Origin of the sequence: Flavobacterium calami, from assembly GCF_038290035.1 — a bacterium.
Lineage (GTDB): Bacteria > Bacteroidota > Bacteroidia > Flavobacteriales > Flavobacteriaceae > Flavobacterium > Flavobacterium calami.
In genome coordinates this window covers 53,504-74,865 of record NZ_JBBYHS010000025.1, presented here as the reverse complement: position 1 = coordinate 74,865, position 21,362 = coordinate 53,504, and the positions used below count along the sequence as shown (strand labels likewise).

Below are 21,362 nucleotides of genomic sequence, written 5' to 3'. Positions count from 1 at the left end.
GTTGTAGAAGTCGAAATTTACCTTTTTAAAACCGCAACAGAATATTTTTTCATAAAACAACCAACGCAAAATCAATCCCTAAAATTTGCTGCATAAAAAAGGCTGCCCTTTTCGGACAGCCTCTTTGGGTTTTTCAAGTTAGTTGTATACGCTTACTAATTCAAAATACTTCTAAATGATATATGAAAAACCGATAATCTTAATATTTCGGAGCAGCAACCTGAGGTTTTGCCTTCATGATTACTTCAACCGTTTTGGGTTTTGCAAAAAACTCTTTTGCAAAAGCTTTTATATCCTCTGCTGTAACTTCGTTTAAAGTCTTTTTATAAGTAACGTCATCTTTAAACGTTTCATTATTCAGCATCATACTATTTAAATTTCCTAACCAAAATCCGTTGGTCAAAACTTTTTCTGCTCTTGCTTTTAACAGCGTGTTCTTAATAGACTCAATATCCTCTGCTTTTGTTACATCTTTTTGCGTTAAATTAATCTGCTCATAGACGATTTTTGTTAGTTTTTCCAGTTTTTCAGGATCACAGTCAAAATTGATGGTCATTGAATACTCATCCGACGGCAATCTGCTTACAACAGAACTTACGTGAACCCCATAACTTCCGCCCTCTTCTTCGCGAATTAAGTCGAGATATTTCTTAGACAGTAATTCGGCCAAAATATGTGATGTAAACACATTTTTATAATTGTATGGAAACTGTTTTACAAAACGGATATAAACACTAGCTTTTGGAACATTCATTTCGCGAACCAATAACTCTTTGGAAATTCCCGGTGCCGGATCAAGATGATTGTCTGTAAAATTTTCTCTTTTATTGACATCTGATGAAATACTTCCGATGTATTTTTCAATTAATGAAAGTACATTTTCAGGAAGATTTCCGGTAAAGACAAACGTGAAATCGGCAGCGTTTTGAATTCTTTTTTTATAAATTTCTGATGCTTTTTCGAAACTCAATCGTTTCAGAAATTCCTGATTTACTAACGGAACTCTTTTGTTTCTATTGTAATTCAGCTGCGAAATCGTATCCTGAAAAACTTTCGGATTTGTATTAGCCGAATTTTCCAAAGAATTACTAAAACCTGTTAGCATTCTACTGTAAGCATCTTTATCAAATCTTGGCTGTTCAAAATACAGATACAGCAATTGCAATAAAGTTTCAAAATCCTTTTGATTGCCTGAACCTTTAAAACCTTCTGTCAATTCAGTGATGTAAGGCTTAAGAACTACGATTTTTCCGTTTAGTTTGTCTTTTAAATCAGTACTTTTAAAAGCGCCCAGACCAGAATTTTCAACCAGACTCACTGCGATTTGAGATGACGGAATATCCTCTGTTTTAATCAATGAACTCCCTCCAAAACTGAATGCAGAGAACAAAACCTCATCTTTTGCTAAAGTCGTTGGATACAAAACAATTTTTGCTCCATTTCCTAAAACATAACTTTTTGCTCCGGCAACTCCTTCAATTGGAGTTTCTTTTGAAACTTTCGAACCTTTTAATTCTGCTGTAATTAAAGGCTGATCGGTATCGGTTTCCTTATATTTTTCAAGAGACATTTTTTTAACAGATGTCATAATCGAAACATACTCTTCTTTTGAAGGATAAACAACGTCATTTTTATCAGGACCTGTGACTGTCATGACAATATTATCAGTTGTCTGCAATTTTTTAACTGCCTGATTTATTTCAGCTAAGGTGATAGAAGCCAATCTTTTTTTTACATTTTCATATTGTGTTTCGATACTTTCAAATGGTTCTGCTTTCAGAAAATGATTCACCAATTCTTCTGAAAATTCGTCGTTGTCAATTTTATCTTTGTTCTGAAGCAGGTTTTCATAAAAACTCAAAACACCTTCTTTGTTACGATCCAATTCTTTTTGGGTAAATCCGTAACGAACTGCTCTTTCGGTTTCAACCATCATTTCTTTGAAACCTTCCAGAGTTTTGTTATTTTTCGGCGTTACATATAAATAATACGAATTGGTTAATCTTGAAACTTCTGATGTTCCTGTTCCAATATTTAAAACAGCGGTTTCATTATTCTGAATGAATTCTTTATACCTTCTGTTCATCATATCGATGCACAGATTGTTCACCAAATCTCTTCTGCTGGTTTCATTATTTTTTACCTTATCAAAATCCTTTTTAAAGTAAAGTACCACACTTGTTTCCTGCGCTTCTTTGTCTTTTGCCAAAACATAGTTTATTCCTTTGTTTTTCGGAACAGAAACATAATAGCGCTCTGCTGCATTTTTAGGCATTTCTATAGAAGAAAAAGTTTCAATAATCTTCTTTTCAATTTCCTTCGGATCAATATCTCCAACCACAATAACGGCTTGTAAATCCGGGCGGTACCATTTTTTATAATAATCCCTTAAAACCTGATAATCAAACGTATTAATCAGATTTAAATCGCCAATTACATCACGTTTTGCATACTTAGAGTCTTTGTATAAAACTTTATCGGTTTCTAAACGAAGTCTGAAGTCTGAATTTCTTCTGGTACGCCATTCTTCTCTGATAACACCACGTTCTGCATCAATTTCAGTATTTTTTAAAGAAAGAAAACCAGACCAGTCGTGCAATGCCAAAAGGCAGGAGTCAATCAATTTAGAATCGTTTGCAGGAACGTTACTCAAATTATAAACCGTTTGATCCTGTGCTGTATACGCATTAATATCAGCACCAAAACTGACTCCTTTTTTCTCCAGCATATCGATGATGCCTTTTCCTTCAAAGTTTTGTGTTCCGTTGAAAGCCATGTGCTCCAGAAAATGCGCCAATCCGTTTTGGTCGTCATTTTCTAAAATCGCTCCGACATTTTGAGCGAAATAAAAACAGACACGGTCTTTTGGCCATTCGTTATGAAGAACATAATATTTCATTCTGTTTTTTAATGTTCCGGAAACTACATCTTTGCTGAGCGGAATGGTAGTCGAAAACTGAGCAGCGCTTTTAAATCCCAAGAAAAGGACAAAAAGCCAATATTTTGATTGAAAGATTTTCATTTGATATTTTTTGTTTTTTTATTGTTGGGCTGAATTGGTACGCAGATTTTAATAATTAAAAAATCCGTTTTTTTTCAGCGTCTTTGCAATAGCAAATCCGTTTCATCAGCGTGCTATACTATTTTTTGAAATTCCGGACTCCTTCCTGAAGCCAGTTGTAATAAGCGTTAATATCCGGATTGTAAGCCGATGGTTTGTTTAGGTCTTTTTCGTTATGATCCATTAAAACGTAATACGGCTGAGCGTTTGTTTTGTACTTTAAAATCTGAAGTTCGCTCCATTTCTGTCCCGTATATTTTAAAACTTTTCCGGTAATTTTAGAAACCACCTGTTCATTCTCCGGCAGAGATCTTTTGTCATCTACGTATAGCGAAATCAAAACCACATCATTATTTAAAACGGCTAAAACTTTAGGATCCGGCCAGACACGTTCTTCCATTTTTCGACAGTTAACGCAGGCATAACCAGTAAAATCGATCATAACGGGTTTGTTTACTTTTTTCGCGTAAGCCAGACCTTCGTCATAATTATGAAAAGTCGGAATTCCGTTTGGACCACTTTCTGCGCCTTCCGGTAATGCAATTTTTTCAGTACTCTGCCCTACTGCGTTTCCAAAACCATTTGGTGATTCACTGTATTGTTTCGACGGCGGAAAACCGCTGATGTATTGCAACGGAGCACCCCAAAGCCCCGGAATCATATACACCACAAAGGACAGTACAATAATTCCTAAACTCAGTCTTCCGACAGAGATATGCGTAACAGGTGAGTCATGCAACAATTGGATCTTTCCAAATAAATAGAAAGCCAACACAGAGAATATAGCAATCCAAATGGCCAGGAATACTTCTCTTTCTAATAAATGCAATTGCAAAACCAGGTCGGCATTGCTTAAAAATTTAAAGGCCAAAGCCAATTCTAAAAAGCCTAAAACCACTTTAACCGAATTTAACCAGCCACCCGATTTTGGAAGCGAATTCATCCATCCCGGAAAAGCTGCAAATAAAGCAAACGGCAATGCAATGGCCAATGAAAACCCAAGCATTCCGACAATTGGCGCAATTCCTGCCTGACTTGCTGCCTGAACTAATAAGGTTCCGACAATTGGCCCTGTACATGAAAAAGAAACGACAGCTAATGCCAGTGCCATAAAGAAAATTCCGAAAGCTCCTCCAATTTCTGATTTCTGATCAATTTTGGTCAGCCATGAACTTGGCAGTACAATTTCGAAAGCACCTAAAAATGACAAAGCAAAAACCAATAAAAGCAGGAAGAAAACAATATTGAAAACTACGTTTGTGGCCAAAGCATTCAGCGCATCTGCTCCGAAAATAGCTGTAACCAAACTTCCCAAAATCACATAAATTACGATGATGAATATACCGTACATCATAGCATTTCTGATTCCTGCCGCTTTGTTTTTACTTTGTTTGGTAAAAAAACTAACCGTCATTGGGATCATCGGAAATACGCAAGGCGTAAACAAAGCCGCAAGACCTCCTAAAAAGCTGAAGAAAAATAATGTCCAAAGGCTTTCCTCAGGGGCTGTTTTTCCTGAAGAAGTTTTGTCTATTGAATTATTTAAAATTTCAGGAGTGTCTTTGCTGGCAGTGTTAACAGAATCTGTTGTGTTGTTTGTGGTATCTTGTTTAGTTATGGATTCATCTTTTGAAGGCGAATCAGTATTTTGTTGCTCTGTTACAGCACTTGCCGCTGCTTCGTTTTTAATTGGTATTTCGGATTTTTTAAAAGTAAATTTTACTTCTTTTTCTCCAGGAGGAAGACAGCTGTTCTCATTACAAACCATAAAAAATACTGACGCATTAATGGTAAAAGCGTCGGCAGTTTTACGTTCTATAGTCTGAGTGAAAACTGCTTTTTCTGCAAAATATTTAATTCGCATATTAAAAACAGGATCGTCAACTTCATGGCCCTCAGGCTCAGCTACAGAACCGATTGTTTTGTAGTTTTTAGACTTCGGAAAAGTAAAACTTGTTGGCGCTGGTCCGCCTGATGGAACGCTTTGAGAATAAATATGCCAGTTTTTATCAATTTTGGCAATTATACTCAAAGTATATTTGTTTTCTCCTATTTCTTTTACGGATGTTGTAAAGGAAACCGGATCGTAAATTTGGGCAGTAAGGTTACTTACCGCAAATAAAATTGCGATAAAAAGAAATAATTTTTTCATGATGTTAGAATGAAATACTAAAGTTGTTTTTTCAAGCCTTATTTAAAAATTTGTCAATCTTTGTGCCCTTCGACTCCGCTCAGGGTGACATTACGTTTATTTGATCTAAAAGATTTTTCGACAGATTGAACTGAATTCTAAACCTGTCAAGCTTTGTGCCCTTCTACTCCGCTTAGGATAACAGCAGTTCTTAGATTTTTTTGTCAGGCTGAGCGGAGTCGAAGCCCACGCTGCAACCTGACAATTGTTATTTTTTATAACGTACCAAAATCCATTTTGAAATATCGTCGAGAACTTCCGGGGCGAAAACTTCATCGAGTTCTTTAACTTCGTTTTGTGTACAGGTTTTGCAATGCTGGTACATGTGATTCAGTCCCGGATATATTTTGGTGGTAAGATCTTTGGTTTTCAGGTATTTTTTGAATGAATTGATGTTTTCAACCGCCGGAACCTGAATGTCTTTATCTCCATTTGCAACCATTACCGGAATGGTAATTTTTGGCAGATAATCTTCCGGGGTATAATGAATAGTATAACGATACCATTTTCTGTCAGCATCTTTTCCGTAGCGGTATAAGAAAGTCTGATCACGTCCGTCCCACAATTGAATTTCTTTTAAAGTTGTCGAATCCTGCTTTTGCATCCATTCTTTTAACTTTACTGTCATTTCAGGCTTAGCAGATTCTCCGTCTTTTGTATCGTAAACAATTTTAAACATGATGTTGTACATTTCCATTTGTTTGGCAATGACCTTATCCGAAAAATTATAGCTTTTAAGAATGGCTGTATTTTGAAGATTCAGCATTTCCAGTCCGCTTACTCCTACTCCGGATAAACTGATCATAAATTTTACATCTTTGTTTCTGGAAGCTACAATTGAAGCAATCATTCCGCCTTCGCTGTGACCAATTAAACCAATGTGTGAAGCATCAATTGTTTTATCACTTTTTAAATACGCAATTTCCTCCTCAATATCATCTGCGAAATCTCCGGTTGTGGCATTCTGAAAATCACCTGTCGTTTTGCCGAATCCCCTGTCGTCTACGCGAAGAGAAGCGATTCCGTTCTTTGCCAGATAATCCGCCAAAACAGTAAAAAATTCTCTTCCCATGTACGTATAATTGCGATCGTGTTGTCCCGTTCCTGAGATTAAAATTGCCAGCGGATATTTCTTTTTTCCTTGCGGAATTGTCAATGTCCCTCCATAAGTAAGTTTTGTTTTTTTGCCTAAAAAGGTCATATCAATAACCTGATACGGATATGGTTTTTTAGGATGCTGAGAAAAATAAAGAGGCTGTATTTCTTTTTCTTTCTTTAAAACAAATGCTGTATTTGGAATTGAATAATAGTTGAAAATTCCTGAAATTGCGCTTTTATCTTCATTGTATTTTCCTTTAAAAGAAATTCCATACATTTCATTTTTAAAAGATATACTATCTCCTTTTACAGTTGTGACTACTTTTTTATCGATATCTAATTCAGGCATTTTAACACTTAAAGAATCGGTTTTATATTTCGCCAAATCACCAGACAAAATAACCCTGTACGAATGATGCTGGCCCTGCCAGATAGTTTGTGAAAAACTAAAATGGCTGGTCATCATCATTAAGAAGCTTAAAAATCCTAAAAGATTTAAGTTTTCTTTCTTGCTTTTGTTAATTAGAGTTTTCATTATTTTTTATTCTCTGACTTTAAATGCTCGACAATGATTGAAATTTCATCTAACAATTCGCTTGGACTTCCAAAATAACCGTTTGACATCCAGCGTAATTTTCCGTTTTGGTCGATAATCATTTTCTCCGGGATCCCGGAAAACTTGAATGCTTTTGAGTATTGCTCATAAACTACATCCATTTTTCCTGTTTTAGGATTTTTCCCGTCGTAAAGTACATTAAAATCAAAACCTTTTTCTTTGATAAATGCCTGAGTCTGCTGTTTAAAATCTTTGATATATTCCTGTGTATCTACGAAATAGAATTTCACATTGTCATCGGCTTTATATTTATTTACTGCCATATTCATTCCCGGCATCGCACCTTTGCACGGTCCGCACCACATAGCCCAGAAATCAAGTACTACGATTTTTCCTTTTTGGTCAGCTAGTTTTACTTTTCCTCCTTTGCTGCTTTCTAATTCAAATCCAGCGATTGGAAGGTTAATTAATTCTGATATTACTTTCTTTTTATGTTCTTCGATATTACTCAGTGATTTCAGAGATTCCAAATAGGCATCAAAACCTGTTGCCACTCCGCCTTCTTTTAGATATATTTCTTTTAATGAAGCTAAAATTTCCGGTGTTACCTGATTTTGTTTTACCGCAAGTGCCATATAATTTTTAGCATCTGCTGTTTGCCCTTTTCTCAATAACATTCTGGTATAAACCTCGTTGTAAGTCGCATCGTTATAACCAAACAGAGGCTTAATTTTAGCTAAATATTTTTCTTCTACATCATAATTTTTAGTCGCTTCTGCCAATTTAGCATAAGTAAAATATTCTCTGCTCATCATTTGTAAAGCCTGCTCCTGCCATTCTTTTAATGATAATTTTCCGGCATACATTTTTGGCACAAACGTTAGTCTGTTTTCCATTTCCCCCATAATAATATCAGCATACTTCTTTAATGTTTCTATTGACGTTTTTTCAATTCCGTCATGATCCCTGTCAAAAGGAATGGACACTAAATGCCAGTGGTAATCCAGTAAGTTGCCAAAAGAAACTTTTTTAACACTATTTAAAGCATAATTGTAATCTTTATTGTTTACGATAAAGCCATACACAATTGATTTAACCATTTTATCATAAAACAAACTTTCAAAATCTGTGTAAACGTCTTCAAATTTATTTTGAGGAAAATTCTTCTCGAATTCCGTGTATGCTTTAACTTTTTTAGCAAAATCAACTTCCATAAATATGCCCTGAATCTGTTTGTCTCTTGCTAAAACTCCATAAGGATATTTGGTAACTAAAACCTTTTGAATAGAATCTGTAAAAACTTTGTCTGCTGGATTTTGCAATAAAGACAAAGTCTTCTGAATATCATATTGCGTTGTGTGATCCAGATTGCCATCCGCTAATAAACCTCGTAATTCTTTCTTAATTGCTGCAGACTGATCCTGACCAGATGAAAGTTGCTTTAGTTTTAACCCGTAATAAAATATCTTTTTACGAGATTCTGGATGATACTGCAATTCGTAATTTATCCACATTAAACCAACCTGATCAGCAATGTATGCACTGTCATGCACCACATTGGGTACTTCATTCTCAAAAGCCCTGCTTCTCAAAATTCCCCAGCCAGTGTAAGCTCCGGGAACTTGTGCAAACATATAAGCATTTGGAAACTTTTCTCCTTTGTCTACATTGGTATCCGATTTAAATACGCAATTTATAAAAGATGCATGAGCTGAAAGTTTCATTTTGGTTTCCCACTTTTTATCTCCGGCAGCTTTTAAAGTAACGTCGTTGGTAATCCATTTAAAATTATCATAAGTATACACTACCCCGTTTACATACATTGCATTGGCAAGTGGCCCGTTTGCGGCATTATAAGTTATGGTCACTTCGTCTCCCGGATTTGGATGCTCGGGAGAAAGAGTCAGTATTTTTGCAGGTGCATCCTGAGCAAATATGCTGGTTGTAACACTGAATAAAAATAAGATCAGTTTTAAATTTTTCATTTTTTTTTGAATTTAGTGCACTCAAAAAAAAAATTGAGTGCACATTTTTTAATTAACTTAATTATGGATTCTGTTGTAAGTTTGGGGCGTATTCAAAATAAATTGGGGCAAAAGGCATTTGGTAACGGTCACTGTTTGGGGCAAGTGTAAACGTTTGTCCTGCAAAAACATGCGTAATAGTTTTGGCAAATTCCGGTTCTTTGTTTAATCGTTTCAAATCAAACCATCTAAAACCACCAGATCCCATCAACTCTCTTCTTCTTTCTGCTAACACTTTGATTAAAGCATCTTTATTGTCTGTGGCAGTCATGGCAACATATTGTCCTGCTCTGAATCTTTTTTCTCTTAATTTATTGATTTCAGCCATTGCTAAGTTACCTGAACCAGCTCTTGCAAGGCATTCTGCTTTTATCAGCATCATTTCCGGTACAGTAGGTCCTGCATTTCTGCTTTCTCCTGTTAAACCTTCTTTGGCATACGTTCTTCCTATAGTATATTCTGAATTAAAATTGCTTGATGGCTGTGTAAAAAGCACATAACGCAAATCATTTGTGTCAAATGAGTTAATCAATTCATTACTTAGTGATAGAATTTGCGGTGCATAAGAGTAAGTGCCGTATCCATTCCATTTTGATAATATCAATTCTCTATCTAGTTTTCTTGACGGATAAGCCGCAAATTCATAATCTTCCAGATTGTTAAGTGTGCTTTGTAATGCCAGTGATTTCTCGGCATTTTCTAAAGCCAGCGGATAATTACGCATATACAAATAGGTTCTTGCCAAAAGTGCATATGCCGCTGCTCTGGATGGGAATGCCACATTGTTTCCTGAATTTACAGGCTTTAATCCTGAATTTACTGCATCATTAAGATCGCCAAGAATTACATCATAAGCATCCTTTACAGAACTTCTTTTGATATCATCTGAAACAGTTGGTGTTGTAAAAAGAACAATTCCCGGATCTGTAGCCGAAGTATTGGCATCATATGCTTTTCCAAAAGTATTTACCAAAGTCAAAAATATAAAAGCACGGTGTACTTCTGCTTCTCCTTTTATGGCCGCTTTTTCTGCAGCTGTACCGTTGGTGCTTTTCATTACTTCATTGATAACTATATTAACATTGTATAATGCATTATACAGACTATTCATATCATAATCTGTCTCTCCGTCAAAATAGACAACATCAGACCATTTATACAAATTAGTAAAAGGACGGTAATAATCACTTGCCGCTAATGCAGTGGTCTGGGCCTCATTCTGAAAACTGATATCATCTGATGGTATATCTACATTACCATAACTTTTGTCTAATGTATACGTATTGTTTAAAAGATATCGGTAGTTTGAGGTCTCTTCAGGTATTAGTTTCCCTTCGGTCTTTATATCTACATAATTATCACAGCTCAACACAATTGCTCCAAATCCTGCAATTGCGATGTATTTTAAAAATTTTTTCATCTTTAAAAAATTAAAAATTAACATTAAAACCAATTGAATACATAGCCATAGCAGGCAATTTCATGTTTACTCCCGTGTAAGGTAAAAAGTCAGGATCTAAACCGTCTTTGTTTTTTCTCCAGAAGAAACCAAGATTTCTAGCGGTGAAGTTTACCGAAGCTCCTCTTACAAAACCTCTGTCAATCAAGCCTGTCAAATCATATTTTAACGAAAGTTCTCTAAAACGAATGTGATCTCCCTGCATAATCTGATCTTCTCCATAAATATATCTCACATAGCTTAATCCTGTTGATCCCTGAATTCCTGGTACAGAAGTAGTCGCCTCATCACCCGGATTTCTCCATCTTTGATCGATATCTGTATTTAAATCGTATTGATTAAATCTTCCTTGTCTGTTTACATAACCTCCATAAGTTGGTTTAAATAATACATAATCAAACTTGTAAGTTGCCAAAATGTACAATGACAATTTTTTATAATTGAAAGTCTGGCTAAAACTTCCGTAATACGAAGGGATATTAGTTCCCATATATTTCATATCCTCAATATTTTTTAGAGAAGTAAAAGAATTTACAATATTACCGTCTTTATCATATACCTGAGTTCTTCCTGTTGCGTCTAATCCTGCCGATCTAAAAGCAAACACACTGTTTAAAGGATAACCTTGAATTGGCGGTGTTCCTCCTGAACCATTTAAATACTGGCTGAAATTTTGAAAACGAGAATCGGTAACTTCTGTCTTATTAAACGAAACTACAAGAGCCGAATTCCAAGAAAAATCTTTTGATTTAAGGATAGTTCCGTTTAAACTTAAATCGATTCCATGTCCTGCTAAAGTTGCTGCATTTTGTACCAGCATATTATTTGATACACCATAAAATGGTGATACCGGGAATTCTACAATTAAATCTTTGCTATCTTTTGTATAATATTCAACTGTACCATTTAGTCTGCTATTGAAGAGCGAGAAATCTAGTCCAAAGTTTAAAATCCCTGTTTTCTCCCAGCGCAAATTTGGATTTGCAGGCTGCGAGATAAAAGCATAAGGCTGCTGCGAAAAAGTATCTAAATCACTTAGACTTATGTTTGTAAAAGGAAAAACCTCTAAGTTGATATTTCCGTTAAATCCGTAACTCGCTCTGAAAGCTAAATTATTAACTAAATTTACGTCTTTAAGAAAAGATTCTTCTTTAATATTCCATTTTGCTCCTGTAGACCATAATGGTGTTCTTCTTAATTTTTTATCTACACCAAAATTGTTATAATCATCTAAACGCGCACTTCCTGTAAGGGTATATTTATTTTTGAAAGTATAACCCGCATTAGCATAATAAGATAAAAATCTTCTGTGAAAATCTTTATGCACATTACCGTTACTTACAGTGTAATTATATCCGTTTACATCTATATAATTTTTTGATGGGACATCTACAGAAGTCTGAGTTTTTGAGTTGTAGCCATACAGTGTTCTCGAATCCTGGGTTTCTCCTGTCTCTCTTGCTTCAATACCTCCCATAGCGTTAATTAAATGATCTTCACCAATAATACCATCATAATTTAATTGTCCTCTCATTGTAGAGCTGGTTTTTCCAAATCTATTACTTTGAAAAACTCCACCTAACGGAATTCCGTATACTAAATCGCCGTTACTGTTTATTGACGTAGCAGAATTGACCATATCACGAGCGTAATATGTATTTTCGTTATACATATTGTCATTTGATGAAGTTGAAGTTTCTACAGAATACGTACCAACAGCATCTAAACCTTTTAATAATGGAAATGTAGCAGAAATGGTAGCTCCAAAATTCTGCTCATCCATCGTTCTGTCCATATTATCTAATTCATCGATGTAATTGTACGTCCAAGGCAGATATCCTTTCTGCTCCAACGGAATCGTTTGTGCAGCATAATAACGACGGTAATAATCAACTGAGTTTCCATCATCTCCAACGATCTGATCGTAAGGCAGTAAAGTATTCAATGAAGTTCCTAAAGGAGAAAGTCCTAAACTATTTTCATTGTATTTAAAGATCGACCCTCTTAAACTGGTCGTCATTTTTACATAATTAAAAAGTTTAAAATCCTGATTAGACAATAAAGTCAAACGTTGTCCGTCATTTCCTTTTGCCTGAGTTTCTTCTTTAGAATACGATCCTGACATGAAATAAGAATAATCGTTTTCTGCTCCGCTAAAAGACAAATCATAATTTTGACTTGTTGAAGCCTGCAGCAAATACTGCTCTGCCTGACCGTAAGTATTTCGTTTACGTAAAACATCTAAACCGGCATCTCTCTGAGCCTGTGTTATTTGACCACGCTTGTACTGAAACATTAAATCCATTCCCTGGCTAACTGGCGTAGTCAGCATATATGTTACACTTGCCGGATCTGTAACCAGATTTTTATCTACAAATTCCTGCTCTAAATTTAAAACCTGAGAAGAATTCATCAATGGCAGTTTTGATAAAGAAGGTTTGTTAGAGAAACTATAATTTTGAGAAAAATTAATTCTGGTTTGTCCCTGTTTTCCTTTTTTGGTATTAATTACTATTACACCATTTGCTGCTCTTGCACCATAAATAGAAGCCGCTGCCGCATCTTTTAGAAAAGTAATTCTCTCTATATCATTTGGATTTATTGTTCTGATGTCCAACTCTGTAGGTGTTCCGTCAAGTACTATTAAGGGCATTGCATTGGATGTAGGCGATACTGTAGATTTTCCTCTAATGGCAACATTATAACTCCCTTTTCCCTGATTACTGCCAAATTTATTTTGATACACAAAAGTGTTGTCAGAATCCTGAATGTCCAGTTGCAGACCAGCAACCTGACCTTCTAGTCTGTGTAGTACGTTATTAACAGGAATTTTTTCTAAATCTTTTGCCGTAATTACCGCAAAAGAACCTGTAGAACGTTCTTTATCAATATTTTGATATCCTGTTGAAACTATCTTTACTTCATCCAGTTTGCTTACATCTTCCAGCATTATTGGATTGATAATCAAACTGTCCGAAACTGTAACTTCTAGTTTTTTGTATCCTAAATATTCAAAAACAAGAACATCTCCTTTGTGAGCCATAATTTCATAAGAACCGTCAAAATTGGTAACAGCGCCGTCTTTGGTACCTTTTACCCAAACCGATGCACCAAATAAATTTTCTTTTTTTGCATTGGTAACAACTCCTTTAATTTTTACTTTCTCCTCTATAGAAGAAGTGGTTACGGGTTTTCCTTTAGGATTTACCGCAATAACAATTAATTTCTTATTTACAAATTCTGCTTTATAATCATCACCTATTAATTCTTTGATCACGGCCATTACGTCAGCATTATTTACAGCTATATCTACTCTTCTTTGTGCATTAAAAACATCATCACTGTAGAAAAACTCAACATTGGTTTTTTTGGTGATGGCTTTTAAAACTGCAGAAACCGATTGGTTTTTTGCATTAATAGTTACCTTTTGCGAATATGCAAAAGCAACTATATTGAAAAAGAAGATGGATAATATTAGGGATTTCTTCATCAGGTCAAGAAATTTATCCCAAAGCGCGGATTTTACCCCACAATCTTTTGCGGATAGGTTTTTTTTCATACTTTTAAATGTTTTGGTTGGTTAATTGATTTCGAACTCTTTTTTTCGACTGGACAAATACTAGCCGGGAAATGGTGCAAACATTTTCCGGTTTTTTTTATTTACTTACGGTTACTTCATACGTTTGATTTACTTTGGTTATTTTATATTTAATATTTGATGTTTTACTAATAATATTCAAAAGATTAGCCAACGGTTCTTCTTTTAAAACTACTCCGGTAAATTTGATCTGCTCTAATGATTTTTGTTCGAAATTCACTTTGAAATCATACCATCTGGCCATTTTGGTCAAAATGCTTTTTAGATTTTCATTTTCAAAATAAAATTTGCCATCTTTCCATGAAGTATAAATTGCCGGGTCAACTTCAGCAATTTTTAAAGATGTTTTTCCGGAACGAGCCTGTTGTCCGGGTTTTAAAATAACCGCTTCGTCTTCTTTTCCGGTTTCTGCAACTTTTACTTTTCCTTCGACAAGTGTTGTTTCAAAATTCTGATCTTCGGTGTAAGCATTTACATTAAAATGAGTTCCCAAAACAGTTATATTTCCGGAGTTTGTGTTTACTGTAAACGGACTATTCGGATTTTTTGCTACCTCAAAATAAGCCTCTCCTTCTAAATCTACCATTCGTCTATCGCCAGTAAACTCTACCGGATACTTTAAAGAAGATTTAGAATTAAGCCATACTTTTGTACCATCGGGAAGTGCAATTTGAAAAGTTCTTCCATTCGGAACCATCAGGGTATTATAATATACTTTTCCTGCATCTAAACCATTATGATCTTCATATCGAATCTGTCCTTCCTTGTCTTTTGTAATCACAACATTTTCCTGACTCGCTACTACACCATTTTCCTGATTGTTTAAAACTACTTTTGAACCATCCGCAAGTGTAAGGATAATATCATTTTGGTTTCTGTTTGCAAGAACTACCTCGTTTTCACTACCCAAATCTGATGTTGCATTTTTGGTTCTGGTAAAATATCCAATTCCGATAAATAAAATTACAGCTGCCGCAATGGCATATTTGTAGTAAGGTTTTAAGCTTCTTTGAGGAGTAATATTTTCATTAATATTTTCCCATGCTCTGTTTAGATCGATATCCTGAGGCTGAAGATCGAGATGATAGTTTTTTTGTACTCTTTCAAAATATTCCCTGTTTGAGTCAGACTCATTGTACCATGCAGCAAAAACTGATTCTTCTTCGGGACTGAGAGTATCATTGATTTTCTTTATGATCAGATTAAATTCCATTTTGAGAATTCGTTTAAATTAACAATTACATGATGTAATTTGTAACTAAGACAATCTGATTCGATAAATGGGTGACAAAAGTTTAAGAAAAAATAAAGAAAAAATTAAATTTTAGAGAAAGCAGAATAATTTTCTTACTGTCTGATAGAAAGTAATGCCAAAATCACAACCAAAGACTGACTGATTTTAGTTTTTGCTCTCTGAAGCTGAGTTTTTACGGTATTCACAGAAATGCCCATCTCATCGGCAATTTCATTGTAACTGTAGTTTTCAATAAATTTCAGTTTAAAAACCTGCTGCATACTTTCGGGAAAAGTGGCAATAATTTTTAAAATCTGATTATAGAGAATGTTTTTTTCTTCCTCAGAAATCAAATCCAGGTCTTCATCCAAAATCAGCATAGAATTTAGATCTATTAAATTCAAATCGTCTGTAACTTTCACCGCTTTGAGGTAATTGAGGCATCGGTTACGAACCATTGCAAACAAATAAGCTTTTAGCGAGGTTTTAATTTCGATATTTTTTGCGTTTTCCCATAATGCAATAAAAACTTCCTGCACTATATCTTCACTTGCCTGCTGATCAAACAGAAAATTATTCGCATACAAAACCAGCCCTTTATAAAAATGATTAAAGACATTTTTATAAACAGTTTTATTTTGTTTTTGGAGCTCTTCTAAGGCAATGTTCATTTCCAAAATAAAAACTAAACGCTAATTAATTGTAAAAAAACAAAACTATATAAATTTAGGTTATCTTCAAATATCAATCAAATTTCTCTGAATACTATCAAAAAACTCAAGCTAAAAGAGCTCATATTTAATAAATAGTAAAAAAAGAAGATTTAAATTATTATAAAAAAAGAATATTAGTACTAATCTTACGCTGTTGAATCGTGTCCTAATCTAATACTTTTTTATCAAATAATTCTAAATCATCTGTGAGTGGTAAAGAATATACGTTGATTTGCCTAAATGCGATTCCTAAACCTGCACACATTAAACAAGTTTATCAAAATATGAGAGAAGACATTTGGAAATAACTGGAGTTGTTGAAACAGAATTCCGGACGGAAAAATTATTAAGGAATTTATAGAAAGAATAAGTTTGCTGTGGACAATAATATCTATAATTAATTGATCCTAACATACAGAGTAATTATCGCAACCAATTGAAGAAAGTTACTGATTTTTTGTGCCTCAGAATATCAGGCCATCAAAACCTTACCCGAATTTTGTTCAACCGAAATAAGATCCATTTCGAGTGTTTTTTTAATCAATGCTTTTAGACCGTCAAAGGTACTTGGTTTTACAGCATAAAATGAAGCACCAAGTTCAAATGCCCTGCTGACGCTCAGTGAACTGCTGCTGGTAGAAAGCATAATAATATTTACATTTTTAAAATTGGTATTGCTGTTTCTGATTTCCTGCAGACATTCAAAACCGCCTTTTCCGGGCATGTTTATGTCAAGGAAAATAATTTCTGGAAAGTTGGGAGAATGGAGTTTTAGGATATCCATAAGCTGTTGTCCGTCTTTTGCTTCAGTAACGTTTATTGACCTGTCAATTTCCAGAACAGCTTCAATAAAAAGCATTCTGTCATCTTCATCATCATCTGCCAAATAAATAGACTTTTTTATTTTGGTGCTTTCTGCCATTTAACTATACTTTCTGTTGGTAAAAACATAAGACAAGAATTTATGAATCTGCAAACATTTATACCCAAAGTATAAGCTTCTGAAAATCGATAAACAATCGAATTATATCCGTAGAACCGGTTAATAATCTCCAAAGATAATCATTCTAATTAAGAAAATCGCTATAAAAGCTCATTTAACACTATTTAATTGGTAGACATTTAACATTTAAAAAAATAATTTTAAGTTCACGTTTTCACAATTACTAATGCTAATTATGTAAAAATCAGTTTTAATTTCATAATGTTAAGCTATTTCTTACTTTCTAAATTTACTTTAGAGAAATTATACGGACTAAGATTAATTTCACAAAACAATGAGTAACATTATTTTACAAAAAAAAGATTCACTTTTCCCGATTGTTGGTATCGGTACAGTTGCTACAGCATTTGAAGTTTTACAAAAAGTCCTATCCGAAATCAAACCTGATTCAGGAATGGCCTACATTATTATGGAGGATTTAGATTATCCCCAATCACAAAACCTTGCTGGAATACTAGCTCAACATACCAAAATACCGGTTGTAGAAATTGTAAACGAAATTAGCCTTGAGCCCAATCATATCTATGTGGTTCCTGAAAATAATTTTTTAGTTACAGAAGACGGCACACTAAAACTGCAGCATAAAACCAGAAGCAGTCAGCCTAATAATTGTTTTGATTTGTTCTTTGATTCACTATCTTCAGTTTACAAAAGCTATACTGTAGGATTAATTATATCCGGAAACCCCCTGGACGGATGTGCCGGTCTTAAAAAAATCAAAGAAATGGGAGGTGCATCCCTTGCGGCTTTGCATAAAAAAGGACTCCCTCAAAATGCAGACAACACAGATTTTATAGATCATTTTTTAGCTCCTTCTCTAATCGCTTCTAAATTATCCGAAATTCAAAACTCATATTCAGTCAATCATGCTTATCAGGAAGATGAAGATATTCTAACTGATGAAGATGAATTTTTTAAACAAATTATTGATATCATTCATAAAAAAACCGGCACTGATTTTCACCATTATAAACATCCTACTCTTCGAAGACGAATTGCAAAAAGAATGGTAACCAAACACCAGGAATCTATTGAGGGTTACCTCAATTTACTTAAAAACAATACTGAGGAACAAAATGCATTGTTTCACGATATCCTTATTCCGGTTACTTATTTTTTTAGGGATGAACCTTTTTTAAATCATTTGTCGGATACTGTTTTTCCGGCATTGACAGAAAATCCGGATGCCGAAACTTTAAGAATTTGGTGTGCAGGCTGTTCGACTGGTGAAGAAGCTTATTCGCTGGCCATTTGTCTGGATGAGTACCTTCAGAAAACCAATAAATTACATGTAAAGGTACAGATCTTTGCCTCTGACATATCGAAACACTGCATTTCTAAAGCCCGTGCCGGTATATACTCCCAGCAGGATGTTAAAAATATCAGCAGTGAAAGGCTTCAAAAATATTTTATTAAACGAAACAGCGGTTACCATGTCAATAAAATCATACGTGACCATTGCGTTTTTGCTGTTCATGATTTAACTAAAGACGCTCCTTTTTCAAAAATAGATTTGATATCCTGTCGCAATGTTTTAATCTATTTTGATACTTTTTTACAAAACCGGGTTTTGACTTCTTTCCACTACGCCTTGAGAGAAAAAGGCTTTTTATTTCTGGGAAAATCAGAAGCGGCAAACAATGTCCCTGATTTATTTACTGTCATAGAAAAACAACAAAAAATCTATATCCGAAAAAAAAACAAACCCAAAAATGAGCCCCGGCACTTTGATTTTATCAATTCCATACAGCCCGAAAAAGACATTTCACTTCCTAAAACATATACCGCCGATTATAAAAAAATTGCTTCAGATATATTGCTGGAACAATATTCTCCCGCAGCCGTAATTATAAATGAAGAATTTGAAATTGTTCATTTCCATGGTGATACCAGTCCGTTTTTACAACCCGCATCAGGGAAACCAAGTTTTAATATTCTAAATATGGTTGGTGAGGAGATTGGTTTTGAACTGCATAATGCTATCCTGAAAACCCGAAATGAGAAAAAAAATTTCTCAGGAGGTGATGTTCCTGTAAAAAAACAAAACTTCCTGACTTCTTTTGAGGTTATTTTTCTTCCTTCATATCCTGATTTATTGCTGATTATTTTTTGTAAAAAAACCATTTTACATCACCAGCCTGTTTATACAGAACAAAACCCCAATGAAGAACTGGAAAAAGAATTAAATCAGCTTCGTGGCGATTTTAAAAGAGTAACCGAAGAACAACAGATCTACTTTGAAGAACTACAGACTACCAATGAAGAACTCCAGACTTCCAATGAGGAATTACTGAACAATACTGAGCAATTACAAATTAAAAACGAACAGCTCACAGCCTCAGCACAGGAACTTCGGTCTAATAATGAAGAACTTACCTGTGTAAACGATGAACTACAGGATCGCAGGGAAAAACTGGCTTTAATGCAGAATTTTTATGAATCAATTGTAAATACAATTCGAGAACCTTTGATTATAATTGATAAAAACACTGTGATAAAAAGTGCTAATCCTGCGTTTTATAAATATTTTAAAACTATTGAAGAAGAAACAGAAGGCTTTTCTATTTTTGAAATAGGCAACTCTCATTGGAATACTCCCGAATTTAAGGAATCAGTCCTGAAAAAATTAAGCCAACAGGAAATTGTAGAGAATTTTAAAATACAGTTTGATCTTGGCAACGGAGTAAAAAAAACCGTATTGCTAAACGCTTCCCCTATAATCAATTCTATTCCGGAAGGCATGATTTTGCTTGCTCTGGAAGACATTTCTGATCTGGAACAAAGCAATAATACTTTAGAAAATAAAAATCTGGAACTGATTAGTTATAGCAAACAACTGGAATCATTTACCGAAGCGGCGAGTCATACTTTACTTGAACCGGGACGCAAAATATATATGTTTGGCAAAAAAGTCCTGGATAGTGAAAAAACATTATCCGAATCAGGAAGACATAACCTGAAACGTTTACTGAGTTCAGCTGAAAACCTAAATCAGCTTGTTGAAGATGTTATTGATTATTCTAAAATTAATTTTACAGAAAAGAAATTTAAAAAAACAGACCTCAATATTGTGCTGAAAAGAGCACTCAGTGAATTGAAAAACATCATTAATTCCCAGAAAGCAGAAGTAATAACAGAAACACTTCCAACGCTCTCAATTATTCCTCATCAGATTCAGAAACTTTTTACACATCTGATAACCAATTCAATCAAATACACCAAAAAAGGCGAAACACCAAAAATTAAGATTAGCGCAGAAGTTCCGCTAGCGGAAGAAATAAGCAGCCTGGAGACTAATCCGTTTTTAAAATACATCAGACTGACAGTGACTGATAACGGCGTTGGATTTACCAAAGACTACGAGGCTCTTATTTTTAAACCTTTCTACAAATTACACAGCAACGACCAATTTTACGGAAGCGGATTGGGTCTGACTCTTGTCAAAAAAATAGTTATGAATCATCAGGGGTTCATCAGGATTTCGAGCAAGCCGGCTTTTGGCACCAGTGTTTTTATTTATCTGCCTGTTTAAATGATCTCCATAAAGTATTCAGGATTATTTATAAGATTTCTAAAAGCAAAAAGAACTTGCAGGAACATTGACCGATATAATTTATTTATAAACAAGTTTTGTGCTGTGTTAACTGAACTGAGGCTGTTAGCATTTTAAAAAAAACTATAGCAATATTGCATTTCCTAAAATTTGTAAATCTGCAGATAAACCATTTGAGTCAATGATAAGCAATGAGCAGAAAATTTCTGCTCTTTTTTTATGCCCGTTTGTGACTACTGTTTTGTATTTGATACACATTCATAAAAACACAAACACCAAAACACAATTAACTGTAAATTATATAATTAGATCGCATACAAACTATAAACTTTTGATGTTAGGCAAAGGTACATTTACAGATATAACAATTTAAAAATTTTACAATTATGAAAACTTCAAACGCACAAAAAAGCGCAGACAGTGCAAAAGTATCCGATAAAAAAGAAGCAGCTTCTAAAAGTGGCTCTAAAGATTCGGATTCAAAAACTAAAAGCTCAGATTCAAAAAAAGGATCAGCTGGCACTAAAAAATAACTTTTAAAGAAATAATATTATGATTTTAAATGAAAGAGAAAATTACCGTCCGGAGGATGAGTATTTTCAAGACGAAGAAAACCAAAATGAAGAAGAAGGTATTGATGCGCCACCGGCTGACCATTCGCTAAGCGATAACGCAGAACCTGACTACGGAGATGATTTTTCAAACCAGAAACCAAATGAGAATCCGGATGACAATGTATTGGATGAAGAGGAGGATTTAGATGAGGAAGACTTAGAAGACGAGGATTTGGAGAATGAGGAGGATGAGGACAACTTCGATAAGGAAGATTTAGAAGATGAAGAATATACAGATCCTAATCGACAGTTATAATC

General features: G+C 34.5%; 12 protein-coding genes. 3 read left to right on the top strand and 9 right to left on the bottom strand.

Going from position 1 to position 21,362, the window contains the following annotated elements; genetic code table 11:
- Positions 1 to 199 precede the first annotated feature (199 nt).
- The 9 genes from AAEO57_RS19265 to AAEO57_RS19225 all read right to left on the bottom strand — a co-directional run bounded on the left by AAEO57_RS19265 (position 200) and on the right by AAEO57_RS19225 (position 16,856).
- Entirely contained in the window at positions 200 to 3,022 is a 2,823-nt protein-coding gene (locus AAEO57_RS19265) for a M16 family metallopeptidase (protein WP_341694666.1), read from the bottom strand.
- A gap of 118 nt (positions 3,023 to 3,140) precedes the next feature.
- A complete protein-coding gene (locus tag AAEO57_RS19260; RefSeq protein ID WP_341694665.1) occupies positions 3,141 to 5,213 on the bottom strand; it encodes a protein-disulfide reductase DsbD family protein in 2,073 nt (690 codons plus the stop codon).
- 247 nt (positions 5,214 to 5,460) lie between these two features.
- Complete coding sequence (locus AAEO57_RS19255) at positions 5,461 to 6,885, bottom strand: alpha/beta hydrolase family protein (protein ID WP_341694664.1); 1,425 nt, start codon at positions 6,883 to 6,885, stop codon at positions 5,461 to 5,463.
- Positions 6,885 to 8,891, bottom strand: coding sequence for a redoxin domain-containing protein (locus tag AAEO57_RS19250; RefSeq protein WP_341694663.1), 2,007 nt, complete (start codon positions 8,889 to 8,891; stop codon positions 6,885 to 6,887). The genes AAEO57_RS19255 and AAEO57_RS19250 overlap by 1 nt, the downstream gene beginning before the upstream one ends.
- A gap of 61 nt (positions 8,892 to 8,952) precedes the next feature.
- Positions 8,953 to 10,350 carry a RagB/SusD family nutrient uptake outer membrane protein gene (locus tag AAEO57_RS19245; protein WP_341694662.1) on the bottom strand — a complete coding sequence of 466 codons (1,398 nt, stop codon included), beginning with the start codon at positions 10,348 to 10,350 and terminating at the stop codon, positions 8,953 to 8,955.
- A gap of 10 nt (positions 10,351 to 10,360) precedes the next feature.
- Positions 10,361 to 13,948, bottom strand: coding sequence for a SusC/RagA family TonB-linked outer membrane protein (locus AAEO57_RS19240; protein WP_341694661.1), 3,588 nt, complete (start codon positions 13,946 to 13,948; stop codon positions 10,361 to 10,363).
- 97 nt (positions 13,949 to 14,045) lie between these two features.
- Entirely contained in the window at positions 14,046 to 15,200 is a 1,155-nt protein-coding gene (locus AAEO57_RS19235) for a FecR family protein (RefSeq protein WP_341694660.1), read from the bottom strand.
- A 134-nt stretch (positions 15,201 to 15,334) separates the two neighbouring features.
- Positions 15,335 to 15,892 carry an RNA polymerase sigma-70 factor gene (locus AAEO57_RS19230; protein WP_341694659.1) on the bottom strand — a complete coding sequence of 186 codons (558 nt, stop codon included), beginning with the start codon at positions 15,890 to 15,892 and terminating at the stop codon, positions 15,335 to 15,337.
- 514 nt (positions 15,893 to 16,406) lie between these two features.
- The gene (locus tag AAEO57_RS19225) at positions 16,407 to 16,856 is read right to left on the bottom strand and encodes a response regulator (RefSeq protein ID WP_341694658.1); all 450 of its coding nucleotides are present in this window, start codon (positions 16,854 to 16,856) and stop codon (positions 16,407 to 16,409) included.
- A 355-nt stretch (positions 16,857 to 17,211) separates the two neighbouring features.
- Between AAEO57_RS19225 and AAEO57_RS19220 the strand changes: the two genes are divergently transcribed.
- The 3 genes from AAEO57_RS19220 (at position 17,212) to AAEO57_RS19210 (ending at position 21,360) form a co-directional block, all read left to right on the top strand.
- A complete protein-coding gene (locus AAEO57_RS19220) occupies positions 17,212 to 20,469 on the top strand; it encodes a CheR family methyltransferase (RefSeq protein WP_341694657.1) in 3,258 nt (1,085 codons plus the stop codon).
- Positions 20,470 to 20,876: 407 nt separating this feature from the next.
- Positions 20,877 to 21,023 (top strand): hypothetical protein, encoded by a 147-nt coding sequence (locus AAEO57_RS19215; protein WP_341694656.1) that lies wholly within the window; start codon positions 20,877 to 20,879, stop codon positions 21,021 to 21,023.
- Between the two features lie 19 nt (positions 21,024 to 21,042).
- Positions 21,043 to 21,360, top strand: a complete 318-nt coding sequence (locus tag AAEO57_RS19210) for a hypothetical protein (protein WP_341694655.1) — start codon at positions 21,043 to 21,045, stop codon at positions 21,358 to 21,360.
- The last annotated feature ends 2 nt before the right edge of the window (positions 21,361 to 21,362 follow it).

What these genes read in the sequence shown, in the direction of transcription:
- AAEO57_RS19250 (WP_341694663.1), bottom strand. Translation starts at nt 8,891, where the DNA reads ATGAAAAATTTAAAACTGATCTTATTTTTATTCAGTGTTACAACCAGC.
- AAEO57_RS19210 (WP_341694655.1), top strand. Translation starts at nt 21,043, where the DNA reads ATGATTTTAAATGAAAGAGAAAATTACCGTCCGGAGGATGAGTATTTT.
- AAEO57_RS19235 (WP_341694660.1), bottom strand. Translation starts at nt 15,200, where the DNA reads ATGGAATTTAATCTGATCATAAAGAAAATCAATGATACTCTCAGTCCC.
- AAEO57_RS19260 (WP_341694665.1), bottom strand. Translation starts at nt 5,213, where the DNA reads ATGAAAAAATTATTTCTTTTTATCGCAATTTTATTTGCGGTAAGTAAC.
- AAEO57_RS19240 (WP_341694661.1), bottom strand. Translation starts at nt 13,948, where the DNA reads ATGAAAAAAAACCTATCCGCAAAAGATTGTGGGGTAAAATCCGCGCTT.
- AAEO57_RS19220 (WP_341694657.1), top strand. Translation starts at nt 17,212, where the DNA reads ATGAGTAACATTATTTTACAAAAAAAAGATTCACTTTTCCCGATTGTT.
- AAEO57_RS19215 (WP_341694656.1), top strand. Translation starts at nt 20,877, where the DNA reads ATGAAAACTTCAAACGCACAAAAAAGCGCAGACAGTGCAAAAGTATCC.
- AAEO57_RS19255 (WP_341694664.1), bottom strand. Translation starts at nt 6,885, where the DNA reads ATGAAAACTCTAATTAACAAAAGCAAGAAAGAAAACTTAAATCTTTTA.
- AAEO57_RS19265 (WP_341694666.1), bottom strand. Translation starts at nt 3,022, where the DNA reads ATGAAAATCTTTCAATCAAAATATTGGCTTTTTGTCCTTTTCTTGGGA.
- AAEO57_RS19230 (WP_341694659.1), bottom strand. Translation starts at nt 15,892, where the DNA reads ATGAACATTGCCTTAGAAGAGCTCCAAAAACAAAATAAAACTGTTTAT.
- AAEO57_RS19245 (WP_341694662.1), bottom strand. Translation starts at nt 10,350, where the DNA reads ATGAAAAAATTTTTAAAATACATCGCAATTGCAGGATTTGGAGCAATT.
- AAEO57_RS19225 (WP_341694658.1), bottom strand. Translation starts at nt 16,856, where the DNA reads ATGGCAGAAAGCACCAAAATAAAAAAGTCTATTTATTTGGCAGATGAT.